This is a genomic window from Iodobacter fluviatilis (assembly GCF_900451195.1).
Taxonomy (GTDB): domain Bacteria; phylum Pseudomonadota; class Gammaproteobacteria; order Burkholderiales; family Chitinibacteraceae; genus Iodobacter; species Iodobacter fluviatilis.
On the sequence record NZ_UGHR01000003.1, the window covers coordinates 415,917 to 432,881 of the forward strand.

21 protein-coding genes are annotated in these 16,965 nt (G+C 49.7%); 7 read left to right on the top strand and 14 right to left on the bottom strand.

What is annotated here, in order from left to right; all coding sequences use genetic code 11:
* Window positions 1–57 precede the first annotated feature (57 nt).
* From DYD62_RS17245 to DYD62_RS17255, 3 genes are read left to right on the top strand one after another with little or no spacing between them, the layout of a single operon-like run.
* The gene (locus tag DYD62_RS17245) at window positions 58–789 is read left to right on the top strand and encodes a pseudouridine synthase (RefSeq protein ID WP_115228643.1); all 732 of its coding nucleotides are present in this window, start codon (window positions 58–60) and stop codon (window positions 787–789) included.
* Window positions 789–1,088: an MliC family protein gene (locus tag DYD62_RS17250; RefSeq protein WP_165928710.1), complete on the top strand. Its 300-nt coding sequence runs from the start codon at window positions 789–791 to the stop codon at window positions 1,086–1,088. The genes DYD62_RS17245 and DYD62_RS17250 overlap by 1 nt, the downstream gene beginning before the upstream one ends.
* The gene (locus tag DYD62_RS17255) at window positions 1,088–1,831 is read left to right on the top strand and encodes a TlyA family RNA methyltransferase (RefSeq protein ID WP_115228645.1); all 744 of its coding nucleotides are present in this window, start codon (window positions 1,088–1,090) and stop codon (window positions 1,829–1,831) included. Before DYD62_RS17250 ends, DYD62_RS17255 begins: the two co-directional genes overlap by 1 nt.
* 255 nt (window positions 1,832–2,086) lie before the next feature.
* Here the strand turns inward: DYD62_RS17255 and DYD62_RS17260 are convergent, their stop codons facing one another.
* From DYD62_RS17260 to DYD62_RS17325, 14 genes are all read right to left on the bottom strand, one after another.
* Window positions 2,087–3,820: a PglL family O-oligosaccharyltransferase gene (locus DYD62_RS17260; RefSeq protein WP_115228646.1), complete on the bottom strand. Its 1,734-nt coding sequence runs from the start codon at window positions 3,818–3,820 to the stop codon at window positions 2,087–2,089.
* Complete coding sequence (gene tatC, locus DYD62_RS17265; protein WP_099397146.1) at window positions 3,817–4,557, bottom strand: twin-arginine translocase subunit TatC; 741 nt, start codon at window positions 4,555–4,557, stop codon at window positions 3,817–3,819. Before tatC ends, DYD62_RS17260 begins: the two co-directional genes overlap by 4 nt.
* A 3-nt stretch (window positions 4,558–4,560) precedes the next feature.
* Window positions 4,561–4,935, bottom strand: coding sequence for a Sec-independent protein translocase protein TatB (gene tatB, locus DYD62_RS17270; protein WP_115228647.1), 375 nt, complete (start codon window positions 4,933–4,935; stop codon window positions 4,561–4,563).
* A gap of 9 nt (window positions 4,936–4,944) precedes the next feature.
* Entirely contained in the window at window positions 4,945–5,136 is a 192-nt protein-coding gene (tatA, locus tag DYD62_RS17275) for a Sec-independent protein translocase subunit TatA (RefSeq protein WP_115228648.1), read from the bottom strand.
* Between the two features lie 23 nt (window positions 5,137–5,159).
* A complete protein-coding gene (locus DYD62_RS17280; RefSeq protein WP_115228649.1) occupies window positions 5,160–5,516 on the bottom strand; it encodes a histidine triad nucleotide-binding protein in 357 nt (118 codons plus the stop codon).
* A 1-nt stretch (window position 5,517) separates the two neighbouring features.
* The gene (locus tag DYD62_RS17285) at window positions 5,518–5,844 is read right to left on the bottom strand and encodes a phosphoribosyl-ATP diphosphatase (protein ID WP_115228650.1); all 327 of its coding nucleotides are present in this window, start codon (window positions 5,842–5,844) and stop codon (window positions 5,518–5,520) included.
* 159 nt (window positions 5,845–6,003) lie between these two features.
* Window positions 6,004–6,396: a phosphoribosyl-AMP cyclohydrolase gene (hisI, locus tag DYD62_RS17290; protein ID WP_115228651.1), complete on the bottom strand. Its 393-nt coding sequence runs from the start codon at window positions 6,394–6,396 to the stop codon at window positions 6,004–6,006.
* Window positions 6,393–7,166, bottom strand: coding sequence for an imidazole glycerol phosphate synthase subunit HisF (gene hisF / locus DYD62_RS17295; protein ID WP_115228652.1), 774 nt, complete (start codon window positions 7,164–7,166; stop codon window positions 6,393–6,395). The genes hisI and hisF overlap by 4 nt, the downstream gene beginning before the upstream one ends.
* Window positions 7,167–7,187: 21 nt before the next feature.
* Entirely contained in the window at window positions 7,188–7,526 is a 339-nt protein-coding gene (locus tag DYD62_RS17300) for a hypothetical protein (RefSeq protein ID WP_115228653.1), read from the bottom strand.
* Window positions 7,527–7,592: 66 nt separating this feature from the next.
* The gene (hisA, locus tag DYD62_RS17305) at window positions 7,593–8,333 is read right to left on the bottom strand and encodes a 1-(5-phosphoribosyl)-5-[(5-phosphoribosylamino)methylideneamino]imidazole-4-carboxamide isomerase (RefSeq protein ID WP_099397138.1); all 741 of its coding nucleotides are present in this window, start codon (window positions 8,331–8,333) and stop codon (window positions 7,593–7,595) included.
* A 223-nt stretch (window positions 8,334–8,556) separates the two neighbouring features.
* Window positions 8,557–9,198 (bottom strand): imidazole glycerol phosphate synthase subunit HisH, encoded by a 642-nt coding sequence (hisH, locus tag DYD62_RS17310; protein ID WP_115228654.1) that lies wholly within the window; start codon window positions 9,196–9,198, stop codon window positions 8,557–8,559.
* Between the two features lie 7 nt (window positions 9,199–9,205).
* Window positions 9,206–9,643 (bottom strand): surface-adhesin E family protein, encoded by a 438-nt coding sequence (locus DYD62_RS17315; protein ID WP_147288278.1) that lies wholly within the window; start codon window positions 9,641–9,643, stop codon window positions 9,206–9,208.
* Between the two features lie 17 nt (window positions 9,644–9,660).
* A complete protein-coding gene (gene hisB, locus DYD62_RS17320) occupies window positions 9,661–10,254 on the bottom strand; it encodes an imidazoleglycerol-phosphate dehydratase HisB (RefSeq protein WP_172476521.1) in 594 nt (197 codons plus the stop codon).
* A gap of 479 nt (window positions 10,255–10,733) precedes the next feature.
* The gene (locus tag DYD62_RS17325) at window positions 10,734–11,066 is read right to left on the bottom strand and encodes a TfoX/Sxy family protein (protein ID WP_115228656.1); all 333 of its coding nucleotides are present in this window, start codon (window positions 11,064–11,066) and stop codon (window positions 10,734–10,736) included.
* A gap of 376 nt (window positions 11,067–11,442) precedes the next feature.
* On the opposite strand from DYD62_RS17325, the gene DYD62_RS17330 reads away from it, so the two are divergent.
* The 4 genes from DYD62_RS17330 to DYD62_RS17345 all read left to right on the top strand — a co-directional run bounded on the left by DYD62_RS17330 (window position 11,443) and on the right by DYD62_RS17345 (window position 16,785).
* Window positions 11,443–12,717 (top strand): ABC transporter substrate-binding protein, encoded by a 1,275-nt coding sequence (locus tag DYD62_RS17330; RefSeq protein ID WP_165928709.1) that lies wholly within the window; start codon window positions 11,443–11,445, stop codon window positions 12,715–12,717.
* A gap of 281 nt (window positions 12,718–12,998) precedes the next feature.
* Entirely contained in the window at window positions 12,999–14,060 is a 1,062-nt protein-coding gene (locus DYD62_RS17335) for a substrate-binding domain-containing protein (RefSeq protein ID WP_115228658.1), read from the top strand.
* Window positions 14,061–14,211: 151 nt separating this feature from the next.
* Window positions 14,212–15,693: a sugar ABC transporter ATP-binding protein gene (locus DYD62_RS17340; protein WP_115228659.1), complete on the top strand. Its 1,482-nt coding sequence runs from the start codon at window positions 14,212–14,214 to the stop codon at window positions 15,691–15,693.
* Between the two features lie 111 nt (window positions 15,694–15,804).
* Complete coding sequence (locus tag DYD62_RS17345; protein WP_115228660.1) at window positions 15,805–16,785, top strand: ABC transporter permease; 981 nt, start codon at window positions 15,805–15,807, stop codon at window positions 16,783–16,785.
* The last annotated feature ends 180 nt before the right edge of the window (window positions 16,786–16,965 follow it).

Here is a 16,965-nt window from a genome sequence, read left to right on the forward strand (position 1 = left end):
ATTAAAGAAGCAGCTTACCTGCCGGGCGGGTTAGTGGAATGAAAGGATAAAAGGTTTATGGAAGAATTACGTTTATCAAAGCGCTTAGCCGAACTGGGCCTTTGCTCGCGCCGCGAGGCCGATGAATATATTGCCAAGGGCTGGGTGAAGGTCGATGGCGTAGTCGTTGATGTACTGGGCAGCAAGGTTCTGCCCAGCCAGGTGGTGAGCCTGGAGCCTGCGGCAAAGGCCACTCAGGCAGGCCGTGTAACCATCTTGGTGAATAAGCCGGTGGGCTATGTGTCTGGCCAGGCCGAAAAAGGTTATACCCCCGCTGTTGCGCTGGTGGTGCCGGATAATCACTGGGAAGGGGACACCAGCGGTATTCGTTTTGTGCCACCGCATATGCGTGATCTGGCCCCGGCAGGGCGCTTGGATATTGATTCGGTTGGCTTATTGGTACTGACGCAAGACGGTGTGGTGGCCAAGACACTGATTGGTGAAAACTCGAATGTTGAAAAAGAATATTTGGTTCGTGTTACAGGCCAATTGAGCAGTGAAGGCATGAAAAAGCTGAATCATGGCTTAAGCCTGGATGGCAAGGCGCTGAAACCGGCCCGCGTGAGCTGGCAAAATGAAAATCAGCTGCGCTTTATTTTGCGTGAAGGTAAAAAACGCCAGATTCGCCGCATGTGCGAATTAGTCGGCCTGGAGGTCGTTGGCTTAAAGCGTATCCGTATTGGCCGCGTACTGCTGGGTGATTTACCACCAGGTAAATGGCGCTATTTGTCGGCTACGGAGAAATTCTGATGCTGCGTGCACTGTGTTTCGTTTTACTTAGCGGCATGGCTTACGCTACACCCAATGAAATTACCGGCCCCTATCAATGCAAAAATGGCATGTCGTTTTACGTGACCTCAAGTGCTGATATGGTGCAGGTGCGTTTACGTGTGGATGGCCGGATTTACGATCTGGATGAGCAGCGTACGGCCAGTGGTGCGGCATGGGGTGATGGCCAGTGGCTGTGGTGGACTAAGGGCAGCGATAGTTTTTTAGAGCGCAATACCGTTGTGGTTGCTAAAGACTGTTTGAAAAAACCGGTGTTTTAATGTTGCGTGTTGATGTTTTATTGGTAGAGCAGGGGTTGGCCCCTTCCCGCACGGTGGCGCAAGGCATGATTGCTGCGGGCCGGGTAAGCTGCGCTGGCAAGTTGCTGACTAAGGCCAGCATCAAGCTGGATAAAGATTTGCTCCTCACGGTGGCAAGCGACGAGAGCGATCGCTTTGTTTCCCGTGGCGGGTTCAAGCTGGCAGGTGCATTAGAGCAGGCCGGTGTGGATGTGTCGGGCTGGCAGGTGCTGGATGTGGGGATTTCTACCGGTGGCTTTACCGATTGCCTATTGCAGGCAGGTGCACGCAAAGTGATTGGGGTGGAAGTCGGCCACGGGCAGCTTCACCCAAGGCTGCTCAGTGACGCTAGAGTGGTGCAGTTTGAAGGCGTGAATGCCCGCCATTTAGTGCCCGAGTTGATTGCCGGAGTACAGGACGGGCCGCTGCAGCTGATTGTGGGCGATGTGTCGTTTATCTCGCTCACACTGATCCTGCCTGCACTACGCGCCATGCTGCAGCCGCAAGCCAGCTTACTGTTTTTGGTCAAGCCTCAGTTTGAGGTAGGCAAAGCCGGCATCGCCCGTGGCGGCATCGTAAAAGATGAAAGCCTTTATGCGCAGGTAGAAGAAAAAATAAAAACAGCCGCAACAGCGGCTGGATTTACAACTCAAAACTACTTCGCCAGCCCAATCACCGGCGGCGATGGCAATCGTGAGTTTTTTATTCATGCATTGGCGGTGTAAGAGACGAGAGTGGAGACTTCCTATGTGTGCTAATCAGTTTAGTTTTGCATTAGCAAACAAAAAAATGGAGTAATCACGCTCTCGGTATAGGGCTTAAATCACCCCTTCAAGCACGCCAAGCCGATTATCTGCAGTGAGGGGCCTTTGTGCTGGTCGGGGAGGCCTTCTTTCGCTTCGAAAGGAAGGCCCCCGCAGTGGCTACCGCTCCAACATCAAAAGATCTTGTTGGTTCACGGACGCCACGATGTCCTTCCCTTACTTTTTTTCCTTCCCAAACAACTTCTCAGCGTCTTCCACTTCCCTGATTAAAGCGCGCACTTCAGGCTCTTTGAATTCCATGATTGCTTCTCGGAAGTAATTGAGGCTTTCCGGGTAGGAGAAAGCGGCCTGGCGCATTAGTTTATGGGCTTTGCTGCTATTGCCGCGCAAGGTTTCCATAATGGCCTGATCGCTGAGCTGACTAGGGTAGGGGCGTACCTGATTCAGCCTGTCCAGAATCTGCAGTTTCCATGGCATGTCCTGCTTGCTGGCGACGATGTAATTCGACAGCGCAAAATCAGCATAGAAATCGATTAATGGATTTTGCTTTAGCTTTTGTAAAGTCTTAATTCGGCCAGCGTTTTCTGCGGGTTTATCAGATGGATCCATAATCGGATAAATCTGGATATACAGCATGCCGCCAAACACTGCCGTAGCCAGTGCGGCAACGCCATAAGTGCCAAGGCTGGCACGCTCTGCCCAATCAGGCAGTTGCAGCCTGCGCGGTGCATCAGAGCGTAAAAAGAACAGCGCCAAGGCAAAGGGGCCAAGCAGGTGGTAATACCAGAGCGGGTATTCCACCAGGCTATGCAGTACCGAAACAATCACCAACGCGGCACCGAATATTTTGACCGGATCATGCTCACGCTTCAGAAGCGCAATAAACATCCACAGCATGCCGCCAACCATCACCAGCGTACCTGCCAAACCTGTTTCGGCCATGATATTGAGCAGCGAATTATGTGCATGAGTAAACAGCACGCTTTCTGTCACGATGGCAAAAGCCGGGTTAACCTGCAGGGCAATACTTTGTGAAGGATATGCGGCCCAGCCTACACCCAGCCATGGGTGAGCCAGGAAGGTTATCCATGCTTTCTGCCACTCCACCAAGCGGCGGGAGCCATTGGAATCAAGGCGATCCAGCCCGGTAGGGACTTCGTTTTTGGCATGCAGCAATGATTGCAGTACATCGTTAATCCATGGAGCAACAAACTGCATCACGATAATCAGTGCGGCACTGGCGGTAAGCAGCAGGCCAAAGCGGCGTACGCTGTCTTTGCCAAGGTAAGCGGACAAGGCGCCAAAGACCAGCCATGCGCCTGCATACATAAAGGGCGAGCGGGAGCTGCTCCATGCAATGGATAATGCCAGCCATGTGGCAATGGGCCAGAACCAGGTTTTAGGTAACTCTTTTTCGGCGGTAAGCCACGCAGCGGCAGCCAAACCCCAGGTCAGGTAATGCCCGTACAAGTTCTTTTGGCCCAAATGGCCAAAAATCAGCCTTGGGCCATTTTGCAGCAGCTCTACAACCTGCTGTACGGATACCGCAGAGTTAAAAATCGCTCCGGCCAGCAAGCCCCATGCAAAGAAGGGCGCCAGTTGCATGCTGCCAAAATGATCCCGCGCCCTTGCGAGTGCCCATACGGAGAAGGCTGCGGTCAGGGCATAAAGAACAGGCTCGGTGCGATCAGACCAGTACAGTACGGGCATCAGCACCATTTGCAAGCCAATTACCGCCGCCAAGCCAAACCAGATCAGGCTGGCATAAGGCGGGCTGGATTTCTCGCGGGAAGGCAGCAGGGTGGCGGTGAGTACCATCAGTACGGCTAGGACTAAAGCGGCCAGCTCGGATGGGAACACCGGATTGGGCTGGTAGCGAAAAGGAATGCCGCAGGGCACTGCGGCAAGTAAAAACAGCAGGGTCTGAAATATTCGGAGTTGCGGAATCATTGGGCGCTTTCGATAGTTTTCTGAGGAGGCTGGTACATCCAGCCTGCAACTAATACTCCCGCTTCAAAAAGCAGCCAGAGAGGAATAGCAAGCAGGCATTGAGATACAACGTCAGGCGGGGTAACAACTGCCGCGATGACAAAGGCCCCGACAATAACATAGGGGCGAATCTCTTTCAGCTTTGCAACGCTGATAAAGCCCATTCTTACCAGCACAATCACCAGAATGGGTACTTCAAATGTCACCCCGAACGAGATAAACATTCCCATTGCAAAATCGAGGTATTCACCTGAATCGGGCAGCCATTGCATGGAGGCAGGGACGACCGAAACAATAAACTTAAATACCACGCCAAAAACGAGGAAGTAGGCAAAGCCCACGCCCAGCATAAAGAGCAGGGTGGACGCGCATACCAGTGGCAAAATCAGCTTTTTTTCATGGGTATAAAGGCCCGGTGCAATAAACCCCCACATTTGATACAAGGTATGGGGCAGCGTAAGCATAAAGGCCGCCATGGAGGCGATTTTGATTTGTAAAACAAAAGGTGAGGCAATGCCGATGGTAATCAGTTTCTGATTAGGTAAAACATGGGCAAGCGGTGCAACCATCAAATCATAGAGCTGTTCTGAAAAAGCAAAACAGGCAATAAATCCAATTAAAAAAACCGCAGCAATGCGCACAATTCGCGTACGCAGCTCGATTAAATGCACTAAAAGGGGCTGGAGATTATCCGTCATTGTTTAACGCCGATCTGGCCTAGAGCCTGAAGGAGGAGCTGCGGGCGGGGCAAACAGATCACCCTGAGGCCCGGCGGGTGCATGCTCAATCTCCTGGATGGGGGCTGGCTCTGATAAGGCCTGAGCTGCTTCTTCCAGGGGCTGGTGAATGGTCTGGCTGAGTGCTGAGGCCTCGGCACGAATCTCGGCCTCGACTTTGGCCAGCTCTGCCAGCTGAAACTCTTTATCCAGATCTGATTTTACGGTCGAGATAAAGCGCTGCACACGACCCAGCAAAGCGCCTGCAGTCCGTGCGACTTTAGGCAGCTTTTCTGGGCCGATGACGATTAAGGCGACGGCACTAATCGTGATTAGCTCGCCAAAACTCACATCAAACACGGGCAAGCCTTAAGGTTTGTTGGTATCGGCAGATTTGTCTTCTGTTTTGGCAGCAGGGGTTTCGCCCTCTTTAATGCCATCTTTAAAGCCTTTTACTGCAGAGCCTAAATCTTTACCGATGCTGCCTAGTTTTTTGGTACCAAAAACCAGTACAACGATCACCAAAACAATTAGCCAGTGCCAAATGCTGAATGAACCCATGATGCAATCTCCTGATAGCGCGCTTATTGCGTGCTGATTTCTGAAATGTTAGTTGATAGCGGTTTGCCGCCAATAATATGCATATGAAGATGGAAGAAAGTTTGTCCGCCACCATGCCCTGTATTAATAATGGTGCGATAGCCATCGCTCAAACCCTGCTCTGCTGCCAGTTTGGAGGTCAGCAGCATCATTTTGCCAAGCAGGGCCTGATGCTGAGCTTCGGCTTGAGCCAGAGAATCCAGATGTATTTTAGGAACCAATAAGAAATGAACCGGGGCGACAGGATGAATATCATGAAAGGCGATCACTTCATCGTCTTCATATATTTTCTTAGCCGGGATTTCGCCCGCTGCAATTTTACAAAAAAGGCAGTCACTCACTTTATTGCTCCTTACGGGAATTCTTTTCGTCTATGCCAGAAATACCTTCACGGCGTGCTAATTCTGCCAGCACGTCTTCGTGGCTCAGGCCTGTATGCTCAAGCAACACCAAAGTATGGAACCACAGATCGGCGATTTCGCGGACAAGATGCAGCTTATCGCCGTCTTTGGCCGCCATAATTGTTTCAACCGCCTCTTCACCCACCTTTTTCAAGATTTCGTCAGTGCCTTTATGAAACAGTTTGGCAACATAAGAGCTTGATGGATCTGCGCCATGCCTGCTGGCCAGCGTGGTCGATAAGCGTTCCAGAATGTCTGCGGAAACCATAGATCTATATCCCTGATTCGATTCAGAACCCGATTATATTGCCATTAGGTTACAAGTACGTGGCGATTCTTCGGAAATCTTGCGGATTGTCTATTCTTTTTCTCAAGCGGTTCGTACTTTCAAACCTAAGGCTTAAGAAGACAATGATTGTGGCGGTAATTAAGGGTGGGCGTGAGTGTAAATATCGGCAGGATCTTTGATCACTTCATCCGTGATTTGCCATTCCTGATTGATCAGCGTCCGAAAAAAACAACTTTTCCGGCCGGTGTGGCAGGCAATGCCACCCACTTGCTCGATCTGGTAAATCAGCACATCCCCATCGCAATCGAACTGTATGGCCGATACTTTTTGAAAATGCCCTGATTCTTCACCCTTATGCCAGAGTTTTTGTCTGGAGCGGGTCCAGTAATGGGCGGTGTTTTTTTCGGCAGTAAGTGCCACGGCTTCGCGGTTGGCGTAGGCAAACATCAGCACCCGGCCGCTGTCTTTATCCTGAGCGATGACGGGTACAAGGCCTTTTTCATCCCATTTGATTTCGTCCAGCCAGCTCATAAGCGCACCTCAATTCCCGCTGCCCGCATGGCTTCTTTGGCCTGACGTATGGTGTATTCACCAAAGTGAAAAATGCTCGCTGCCAGCACGGCATCGGCGTGTCCCTGAATGACGCCATCAACCAAATGCTGCACATTGCCCACGCCGCCCGAGGCAATGACGGGGATATCTACGGCATCGCTGATTGCGCGGGTGAGCGGCAGATTAAAGCCGATCTTCGTGCCGTCTCTGTCCATGCTAGTGAGTAAAATTTCACCCGCACCCAGCATTTGCATACGGGTTGCCCATTCGATGGCGTCCAGCCCGGTGGCGGTGCGCCCGCCATGGGTAAATACTTCCCAGCGCAATGCTTCGCCCGGCAGGCTGACTTGCTTGGCGTCGATGGCCACTACAATGGCCTGACTGCCAAAACGGTCTGCAGCGTCTTTCACCATTTGCGGATTAGTCACAGCGGTGGTGTTGATGCTGACTTTATCGGCACCGGCATTGAGCAGGCGGCGGATATCATCTACCACGCGCACACCGCCACCCACGGTCAGCGGAATAAACACCTGGGCTGCTACTTCTTCAATAACGTGCAAAATAATATCGCGTTGATCAGATGAGGCGGTGATGTCTAAAAAGGTGATTTCGTCTGCACCCTGAGCATCGTATTTTTTGGCAATTTCAACTGGGTCGCCCGCATCGCGCAGGCCTACAAAGTTAATACCTTTTACAACACGGCCAGCGGTCACATCGAGACAGGGGATAATTCGTTTAGCAAGGGACATTGGTTTTCTTCAGAAGAGGGCTTATTCGGATTGCTGGCTGGTCCAGAGCGTCCATAGCTTATTTGCTGCCTCGCTATATTGCCCAAGGCCACCCGCAAATTCAGAGCTGAACCACTGGACAAAGACGTTGTGCAGCACTTCTCTTACGTCTTCTTCGGACTGGCACTGCGGTAATACGCGCAAAATGCTGCCCACCTCAGGTGCATAGCCCTGAGGCTCCATCACCAGCGGGATCATCATCGGATCACAATCAAAGAGTAACTGGCAGACCGCTGCAAAAAGGATGGGATCCTGCTCTTGCAGGTAGTCGCCAATTTTGCGCTCGCTTTGCGCCCAATCAAACCATTCAGGCTGTGACATGGGCACCTCGCTGTCTTGAGTGCATTAGAAAAACGGAGCGCGTTGCCATCGTTTTTCTGATTTACTTTAGTTAGACAATTCGTCGGCCAGTTCTTGCGCCGCTTTAAAGTCTATTGTGCCTTCGTAAATGGCACGGCCGGTAATGACTCCTTCGATTCCTTCTGACTCCACTTCGGCAAGCTTTCTGACGTCGTCCAGATTAGTGAGCCCGCCTGAAGCAATCACGGGAATCGTGAGCGCCTGGGCCAGCTTAACCGTGGCTTCGATATTCACCCCGGATAACATACCATCGCGGCCGATATCGGTGTAAATCACACTTTCTACGCCATAGCCTTCAAATCGTTTGGCTAGATCGATTACATTCAGATCGGTAATTTTGGCCCAGCCATCCGTAGCCACAAAGCCGTCTTTGGCATCCAGCCCCACAATAATCTGGCCAGGGAATGCATCACATGCTTCGTGCAAAAAGCCGGGTTGTTTGATGGCGGCGGTGCCGATAATGACGTAATCAATACCCGCATCCAGATACATTTCGATGGTTTCTAGACTGCGGATTCCACCGCCCAGCTGCACAGGTACTTCGCCATCAATCGCTTTAAGAATACTTTTTACTGCACCTAAATTCTTTGGTTTGCCAGCAAATGCACCATTGAGATCGACCAGATGCATACGGCGGGCGCCTTGGCCCAGCCAATGGCTTACAAAGCTGGCCGGGTCGTCAGAAAACACAGTGGCGTCGCTCATTTCACCTTGGCGCAGGCGAACACATTGGCCGTCTTTTAAGTCGATTGCAGGGATGATTAGCATGATGGAGTCAGGTTTTGTTTTGGGTGTGAAAAAAAGTGTGTTTTTGCTTGAGTTAAAAGATCAACTATCAGCATAGCGCTAAAGAAAACTAAACAGGAATGCCGATCTACGGAATGATTGCTGGCTAAGCAGACGGTGATTACGCTGTAAATACCGGTAGTAAAAAAGCTTGTTTGTAGTGCTTCATTGCAGCATTTCCAAAGCGTTTTCATTCCATTACCTTTTAGGTATTGCCATTCCAGTTTACAAAATTCTTCAATAAGCTTAGACCAGCTTGATGACTTTTTTCAGGATGGCATTGAATAGCGAAGATATTATCCTTTGCTACTGCCGCTGCAAAGCGATATGGGTAGCAGCTTTCTAAGACGGTGATATTGTCATCAGGCTGAAAATGGTAGCTGTGCACAAAATAAAAGCGCTCCGCATCGCTGATGCCTGCCCAAAGTGGATGATCATGCACTTTAAACATTTCATTCCAGCCCATATGCGGCACTTTTAATTTCTGGCCTTGGCCGTCAACCATTTTATCTTTAGGAAAGCGCACAACATTGCCTTTAAATACGCCAAGGCCAGCGGTATCGCCTTCTTCGCTGTGTTCAAATAACAGTTGTGCACCCACGCAAATACCCAGAAAGGGTTTTTCCCGGGCGGCATCAAGTACGGCATGCTTTAGGCCTCGTTCGGTCAGCTCTTTCATGCAATCGGGCATGGCACCCTGACCGGGGAAGACGACTTTATCGGCGGCAGCCACGATGGCGGGGTCTGCGGTCAGCACAATTTGTGCATGATCACCGGCTACATGCTCTAAAGCTTTGGTAACCGAGCGTAAATTACCCATTCCATAATCGACGACAGCAATTTTCATGTTGTTTTCAGTGTTGGATCAGGGCTGTATTGCCACAGATCGGGTGATTGATATCTGCCTGATACTGACACAGTTGCAAGGCTGTGCCACGTTTTTTCTGCTCTGCAATCAGGCAAGCAACAGCATGTACGGTGCCAGCCAAATTCTGTGTGATGAAATCATGGCCGGCCAGCTCGGCAACGGGCTTGTCCTGCAGCCATAGCTGGTGTTTTAAGCTGGCACTGCGTTTGGCCCCGCAATCTACAGCGGCACTGGTCTGGCGTTTATCGTAATCGCCATCGGGGCTGGTTTGAGTCTTTAAATAGCGCCACTGATAGCGGTAATAAACATGGTTGCGCCGCTCAATCACCGAGTCTGTATCTATCCAGCTGCTGGAATCGCTGTCCTGCGCCCATTGCAGCCATTGTTCAGCATAAGCAGGGCTGGCAAATAAGAGCCAGAGCACAGCGATGAGCCCTAGCATCAGCCGACCAGTGTACCTTTGGTTGAAGGGGTAATGCCCGCCATGCGCTCATCGGGCTCTACTGCCATACGCAGCGCGCGGCCTAAGGCTTTGAATACGGTTTCGGCTTGGTGGTGGGCATTCTGCCCTTTTAGATTATCAATATGCAGGCTGATGGCGGCGTGATTGATAAAGCCACGGAAGAATTCGCCGAACAAATCAACGTCAAAGCCACCGATCATGGCGCGAGTGTATTCAACGTTGTATTCCAAACAGGGACGGCCGGATAAATCGACCACGACACGGCTAAGGGCTTCATCTAGCGGTACATAGCTATGGCCGTAACGGCGGATGCCTTTTTTATCGCCAATGGCTTGTGCAAAAGCTTGGCCAAGGGTGATGCCTACGTCTTCTACGGTGTGATGGGCATCAATATGCAAATCGCCCACTGCTTTGATTTCGATATCAAATAAGCCGTGGCGTGCGACCTGATCGAGCATATGCTCAAAAAAAGGCACGCCGGTATCAAATTTAGATACCCCCGTTCCATCAAGATTGAGTGTGACGGTAATCTGGGTTTCCAGCGTATTACGGCTAACAGTAATCTGACGCATTTCGATAATCTCGATCAAGGGGCAATTCAAAAAATGGCAGTCTGGTTAAGAAACACTTCCGTTCATTATGACTGGCTGCTCATTTTGAAGGCCGTGCATTCGTCTTCAATTGTCTACGAGAATGACTTTTTCGTGAAGTCTTAAGTGTCTGTTGACGCTTCATTCACAATTGCGCTGAGCCGGAAAACTGCCAGGCACAAGGCATGCGACGAAGGCAATAACTGGTTATTTCCGAGGAGCATAACGCCGTGAATGGCCGTTTTCCGGCCCAGCCCCATCGCTGGGCGAGGAAAAACCCTCGCACGCGGAGGGTTGGCTGCATTTTTGGGGCTGCACGGCGTTAAAAGACGCTCATGGTACTCGTACCATGTGGTGTCTTTTGCCTTGTTCAGCCCCAAAACTGCAGCCAACGCAGCAGTGAATGAAACGTCAACAGACCCTAGTGTTACACGCATTAAAAGCAGTCTATTTTTCTGTAATCAGCGCTTACGCAGGGCGGCAGCAATCCCTTTTCTGGCCCAGAACATCATGCTTTTTGCTTCTTCTAGAGCCTCTTCTGGCAGAGGGTAGTAGGCCATACTTTGTACTGAGCCGTCTTTTTTGCTGTAGCTGAAAGGAATGAGGCCCAGACAGGTAAATTCAGCCTTTGATTGTTCGTCTGCCTTGATATACAGGATGTCGCCAGCCACGATGGCAAAGAAAATTTCATCGCAGTAAATCCCATAGCCGCCAAACATGGCTTTCGCCCGCAATGAGCCCAGTGGGGCCAGTTGTTCCAGCAGGAATTCTACAAATTCATTTTTTTTTGGCATTTTTTATCTCAGTTATTTGAATCAAAAGCACTTTATGTAGTTTGTGGTGCTGAAGCTACATCCGCGTGGATCATCGGTTTATGCCAAAAATACAACGAATATGCCTATGTCTTGACTTGCACCTACAAAATGCCTACATTTTGCTTTCAATCACCTAAGCAAAGTGCTTTATACGCGCTGTTTTCAGTGATTGAGATACATTATCTCGCGATATATTCAGCCTGCTGCTTGAGTGCTTTTAAATTCAATTTTTATCATATAAAAAATTGAAATAGATGTTTATTAATAAATGTCTGATTGTCAGTCGAGTAAAAAACGTCGTATTCCAAAAATGGTGGGGTTTAAAAGCCCACTTCATAAGTCCGGAGAGAGAGTCATGTCAAAGCACTTTAAGTTAGTCCGTCCATTATTGCTGGCCGCTATGTTGTCTTCAACATTTGCCCATGCCGCAGATACAACTAAGGTTGAATTCTGGACATTTAACGTTACTAAGTTTGCTCCATACTGGAACGATGCTGTTCAGCGCTTCAATAAAGCAAATCCAGAGCTGGAAGCCGTTTGGGTTGATATGAACTGGGATCAGATTCAGCCTAAGCTGATTTCTGCAATTGCTGCGGGTAATCCTCCGGCGCTGGTTAACTTCAATACGCCGTGGACGCATGAATTTGCTCAGAAAGATTTGCTGCAACCACTGGATGCACTGATCGGCAAAAACAAAGCAGAATACCAAGCTGGCGCTTTGCAAGATCTGACCGTTAACGGCAAGATCTATGGCTATCCTTTCTACAATGCTGCATCGGTTATTGCCTATAACAAAGAATTGTTGGCAAAGAGCGGTATTAAATCAAATCCAAAAAACTTTGCAGAATTTGTAGCCACTGCCCGTACTATTACGGCTAAAACCGGCGTGGCGGCATTCTCGCCTAAGCTGGCAACAAAGAGCGGCGACGGCGGCATGATCCCTTGGTTCCAATACATGGGCCTGCCAATTTTTGCTAATGGTAAAGCTGTATTTAATAGCCCTAAGCACATCAAAGCAGTTGAAACATTTGCCGATATGTACAAGAAAGGCGTATTGCCAAAAGACAGCTTCCGTCTTGAATTTGAGCAAGAAATTGCGGGTTACAGCGCAGGTAAACTTGCCATGATGACAACCGCACCAACCGCATTAGGCAAACTGGCTGACAGCAGTAAAGTAGCTTACGAAAAAACAGCCATTATGGCCTTCCCTCAGGACGAAGGTAAATTGGTACTGGGCTCTTGGCTGATGTCTTTTGTACAGCCTAAGGGTTACAAAAACCCAGAAGCTGCTGCAAAACTGGGCTTGTTCCTGACCAATAGCGAGCAGCAATTAGGCTTCTCTAAAGCGACTGGCACAACCTTCCCGTCTGCCCGTAAAGCCGCTGAAAGCGATTTCTTCTCCTCAGGTGCAGAGGGTGGCGATCCAGTTGCTGTAGCACGTGCAACTGTTGCTAAATCGATGGGTGCTGCACGTACGCTGACATTGCCAGCAGCGCTGATGCCAGATGCAACAACTATGAGCAAAGAGTTTAATGACGAAGTACAAGCTGCGATTGAAGGCCGTAAGTCAGCAAAAGCGGCTTTGGATGCAGCGGCTAAAAAATGGAATGATCGTATTGCAGCAAAGTAATTTAATAAAGTTTTCCCTGTAGTTTTCCTCTGCCGGGTAATCGGCATTTTATTCCCCTGCCTCGGCAGGGGAATTTTTTTATATATTGTTTTTGTCTAAGAAGGTGGGTTTAAGTTCTGGAATAAAAAATTCAATTAAGTGCTTTGTTTGCCACTAAAAAAAGAAAATGTAGTCTGGGAACGAATACCAACAAAATCTTATGTTTTTCACGTCAATTGATTGACGCCACCTACAAAACACCTATACTACACCCATGAATACCCACATCAAGAGGTTGAAAAATGCGTGCTAGTTTAAAAGGTCTGCTGCTTGCCCTGTTCTGTACCAATGCCTTTGCGGCTGTGGATCATACCGTAGGGCCTAATGGTGAAACGCCAACGTCTTACACTCAGGTAAAACTGGCAGCTCAGGATGTGGCTCAGCTGAAGGGCAAGGATTATAAAGCAGCGATTCTGATGCATACCACGTCGGATTTTTCGACTGCTTTGATTGCGGGCGCCAAGAAGGTCTTTGATGAATTGGGTATTAAAGTTGTTGCTGTTACCGATGCAGAAATGGATCCCAAAAAACAGCGTACTGATCTTGAAACCGTTCTGGCGCTAAAACCCAATATTATTATTTCACTGGTGATTGATCCCGTGTCAGGCGCTGTAGCGTTTAAGCAAGCGACTCAGCAGGGTGTGAAGCTGGTGTTTATCAGCAATGCACCGCAGGGCTTTAAGGCGGGTAAAGATTACGCAGGCATTGTGACTGATGATTTATTTGGCATGGGCAAGGCCGCTGCTGAGCTGATGGCAGACAGTATTGGCAGCAAGGGCGATGTGGCCGTGATGCATCATGCAGCTAATTACTACGTTACCAATCAGCGTGACAGCGCGGTGAAGGCCGTGCTGGCGCGTTACCCCAATATCAAAGTGGTCGCCGATAAAGGCATTGCCAACCCAAATGACGGCGAAGTGATTGCTTCGGCGATTCTGACACAAAACCCATCTGTAAAAGCCATTTATGCACCATGGGATGCGATTGCCGAAGGCGTGACTGCGGCAGTACGCACCGCTGGCCGTAAAGACGTCAAAGTGATCACGATGGATCTGGGCGCGGCCAATGCGCTGGATATGGTGAAGGGTGGCAATGTGGCGGGAATTGTGAGCGATCTGCCTTACGATATGGGTAAAACCCTGGCCACCATGGGCGCGATGTCCCTGATCAATAAACCTACCCCCGCTTTTGTGACCGTTGATGCCATCAAGGTAACTTCAGGCAATCTGGCAGCACAGTGGAATAAAGCATTATTCCGCCAGCCACCTGATGCCGTTGTGAAAGCACTGGCAGCAAAAAAATAATACAGAGCGGCTGATACAAACCTTGATTATGTAAACACAGAGAGCAGGGTCTACAGCAGGTGGTGTGCTGTGAGTGCGCTCTGTGTTTAAGGGGTTTTGTGCGGCCTTGTAAGACGGGTAAAACCCGCCAAGCAACAGGGATTTCATCTCAATGAATGAAGCTGCAATTCAAGCACGAGGGCTGACTAAAGCGTTTGATGGCAATGCCGTATTAAAAGGCATTGATTTCACCCTCAGGCAGGGTGAGGTGCATGCGATAGTTGGCCAGAATGGTGCAGGTAAATCGACACTGATGAAGCTGCTTAATGGCTATTATCAGCGCGATGCGGGCGAGCTGTCTTTGTTTGGTCAGCCGGTTGATTTCCAGTCTCCGCGTGATGCACGGGAAGCTGGGATTGTGATGGTTTATCAGGACCTGAGCCTCGTTGCGACGATGAGCGTGGCCGAAAACATCTTTATGGGCAATTGGCTGGGCAGGGGCGGCCTAGTTGATCACCGCGCCATGGAGCAGGCCACTCTGGCGGTGCTAGAAAAAATGGGCATCGTGCTTGATCCTTGGCAGAGTGTGGGCGAGCTAACGATGGGTCAGCAGCAGTTTATCGAAATAGCCAAAGCCATTTCGCAAAATGCCAAGGTTTTAATTCTGGACGAGCCCACCGCGTCTTTATCAGATAAAGAAATTGAAAAGCTGTTTGCCGTGGTGAATACGCTGAAGTCGCAAGGCGTTTCGATTATCTATATCACCCATTATTTGCGCGATATTTTTAAGATTTGTGATTCGGTCAGCGTGCTGCGAGATGGTTTTCTGGTCCGCAGCAGCCCGGTGATCACCACCAATATCGAAGAATTGGTCGCTGATATGCTGGGACACCATCGCAATGCCAATGAAAACTGGCAGCGCGTAGCCGTGGATACTGAGCAAACACCGCTGCTGGAGCTGCGTAATGTAGTGACTTCGGTGCTGGAAGACGTGTCTTTTAAGGTGTATCCAGGGCAGGTGGTTGGCTTAGCAGGCCTACTTGGCAGTGGCCGTACCGAGATTTTAGAAGCGATTTTTGGCCTAGATGCCATCGAATCCGGGCAGATCTTGCTCTCTGGTCAGAGCGTAAACATTAAAACGCCAAAAGACGCGATTAAGCTGGGCATTAATCTTGTGCCAGAAGACAGGCGCAGCCAAGGCTTGGTTTTAGATTTTAGTGTTGCTGACAATATGCTAATGTCTTTGTTTGATAAATTGTCTTCTCCCTTACTGCTGGATGAGGGGCGAGGCAGGGAGTTGGTCGAAAACCTGATCAAACGTCTGCATATTAAAACCAGCGGGCCGGATCAGGTGGTGAGATTTTTATCAGGCGGTAATCAGCAAAAAGTAGTGATTGGCAAATGCATGAGCACCAATGCGCGTGTCATGTTGCTGGATGATCCTACTTTTGGTATCGACCTGAGCTCCAAGTACGAAATAATGCGCATCGTGAATGAATACGCGGCACAGGGAAATGCGGTGATCTTTGTTTCCAGTGAATACAGTGAAATCGCCAGCTTTTGCGACAGCACATATATCGTGAATAAAGGGCGGATTTCCGGGCTGATTAAAGAAGGCCAGACAGAAGAGCGTTTGCTGGCGGCGGTGCAGTAGGGATTAGACGTATAACCCAAGGCACTCAAGCGACAGGATCAAAGAGCATGGCGTACCCAAAGTGAAGTGCGCTATGCAAGAAATCTAATTCCTAAATCTAAGAGGGATGGTATGGACATCACGGCAAATAAAGCGGACACAGCAGTTGTGCCTGCCCGCCAGACAGACTGGAAAAGCTCGGTTATTTATCTGGTTTTCATCGGTATTTTTATATTTTTCTCAATTACCCTGCACGACAAAGGCTTTTTAGAAGCGGGTAATCTCATGAATATTGCCCGCCAGACCGCCATGATTTCAATTATGGCCGTGGGCATGACTTTTGTTTTATCTGCAGCAGAGATTGATCTGTCTTTTGGCGCAATTGTGGCGCTGTCTGCCGTGACGGCGGCCATGCTGATGCCTTATGGCATTGGCTGGGCGGTGCTGGGAGCCTTACTTGCTGGCTCTTTGTGTGGACTAATTAATGGCTTGTTTGTTGCCAAAGTGGGTATTCCATCTTTTCTGGTGACCCTTGGTATGGCGGGGATTATCACCGGGGTGACGCGCTGGATTACCGCCCTGCAATCGATTCCGGTTGAGAACGAAACTTTTGTATTTGTGTTTGGCTCCGGCGATATCGGCCCGGTTTCGGTGCTGTTTATCTGGATGGTACTGATCGCTGTGCTGGGCCATGTTTTATTGCGCCGCACCGCTTTTGGTAAAGAAGTGCTGGCCAGCGGCGGCAATAAAATCGCTGCGATGTATTCGGGGATTAACGTTAACCGCATCAAGCTGTATGTGCTGGTATTAAACGCTGCACTTGCTGCACTGGCAGGTATTTTATACGCAGGCCGCCTGCAAAGTGCACGCTACACCTTGGGTGAAAATGATTTGATGATGGTGGTGGCCGCGGTGATTATTGGCGGCACCAGCCTGTTTGGCGGTAAAGGCACGGTGATGGGCTCCATCATCGGCGCGCTGATTATGGGCATGGTGAATAACGGGCTGGTACTGATGGGGCTGAATGTGGATCAGCAAATGATTTTCCGTGGCCTGATTATCATCTTCGCCGTCACCCTGACTATGGGCAATCTCCGCAAGAAAAAGCGCTGATCTGACTTCAAAAAGGTCTGCAGGCACAAAGAACACAGAGAAAAACACAAGCAATAGCTCGTTCTTGTCTTTCTCTGTGTGCTCTGTGTTCTTCCTTACTCCGTGTCTGCAGATCTTTCTTCCTAGCTTAGCTGTTTCCTTATTGACTTCAGACCGCGTTTTACATGGCCTGTGGCCCCT

Excerpts from the sequence above, each read along its gene's own strand:
- DYD62_RS17245 (WP_115228643.1), top strand. The coding sequence starts at position 58 with ATGGAAGAATTACGTTTATCAAAGCGCTTAGCCGAACTGGGCCTTTGC.
- DYD62_RS17250 (WP_165928710.1), top strand. The coding sequence starts at position 789 with ATGCTGCGTGCACTGTGTTTCGTTTTACTTAGCGGCATGGCTTACGCT.
- DYD62_RS17255 (WP_115228645.1), top strand. The coding sequence starts at position 1,088 with ATGTTGCGTGTTGATGTTTTATTGGTAGAGCAGGGGTTGGCCCCTTCC.
- DYD62_RS17260 (WP_115228646.1), bottom strand. The coding sequence starts at position 3,820 with ATGATTCCGCAACTCCGAATATTTCAGACCCTGCTGTTTTTACTTGCC.
- tatC (WP_099397146.1), bottom strand. The coding sequence starts at position 4,557 with ATGACGGATAATCTCCAGCCCCTTTTAGTGCATTTAATCGAGCTGCGT.
- tatA (WP_115228648.1), bottom strand. The coding sequence starts at position 5,136 with ATGGGTTCATTCAGCATTTGGCACTGGCTAATTGTTTTGGTGATCGTT.
- DYD62_RS17285 (WP_115228650.1), bottom strand. The coding sequence starts at position 5,844 with ATGGTTTCCGCAGACATTCTGGAACGCTTATCGACCACGCTGGCCAGC.
- hisI (WP_115228651.1), bottom strand. The coding sequence starts at position 6,396 with ATGAGCTGGCTGGACGAAATCAAATGGGATGAAAAAGGCCTTGTACCC.
- hisF (WP_115228652.1), bottom strand. The coding sequence starts at position 7,166 with ATGTCCCTTGCTAAACGAATTATCCCCTGTCTCGATGTGACCGCTGGC.
- DYD62_RS17300 (WP_115228653.1), bottom strand. The coding sequence starts at position 7,526 with ATGTCACAGCCTGAATGGTTTGATTGGGCGCAAAGCGAGCGCAAAATT.
- hisA (WP_099397138.1), bottom strand. The coding sequence starts at position 8,333 with ATGCTAATCATCCCTGCAATCGACTTAAAAGACGGCCAATGTGTTCGC.
- hisH (WP_115228654.1), bottom strand. The coding sequence starts at position 9,198 with ATGAAAATTGCTGTCGTCGATTATGGAATGGGTAATTTACGCTCGGTT.
- hisB (WP_172476521.1), bottom strand. The coding sequence starts at position 10,254 with ATGCGTCAGATTACTGTTAGCCGTAATACGCTGGAAACCCAGATTACC.
- DYD62_RS17325 (WP_115228656.1), bottom strand. The coding sequence starts at position 11,066 with ATGCCAAAAAAAAATGAATTTGTAGAATTCCTGCTGGAACAACTGGCC.
- DYD62_RS17330 (WP_165928709.1), top strand. The coding sequence starts at position 11,443 with ATGTCAAAGCACTTTAAGTTAGTCCGTCCATTATTGCTGGCCGCTATG.
- DYD62_RS17335 (WP_115228658.1), top strand. The coding sequence starts at position 12,999 with ATGCGTGCTAGTTTAAAAGGTCTGCTGCTTGCCCTGTTCTGTACCAAT.
- DYD62_RS17340 (WP_115228659.1), top strand. The coding sequence starts at position 14,212 with ATGAATGAAGCTGCAATTCAAGCACGAGGGCTGACTAAAGCGTTTGAT.
- DYD62_RS17345 (WP_115228660.1), top strand. The coding sequence starts at position 15,805 with ATGGACATCACGGCAAATAAAGCGGACACAGCAGTTGTGCCTGCCCGC.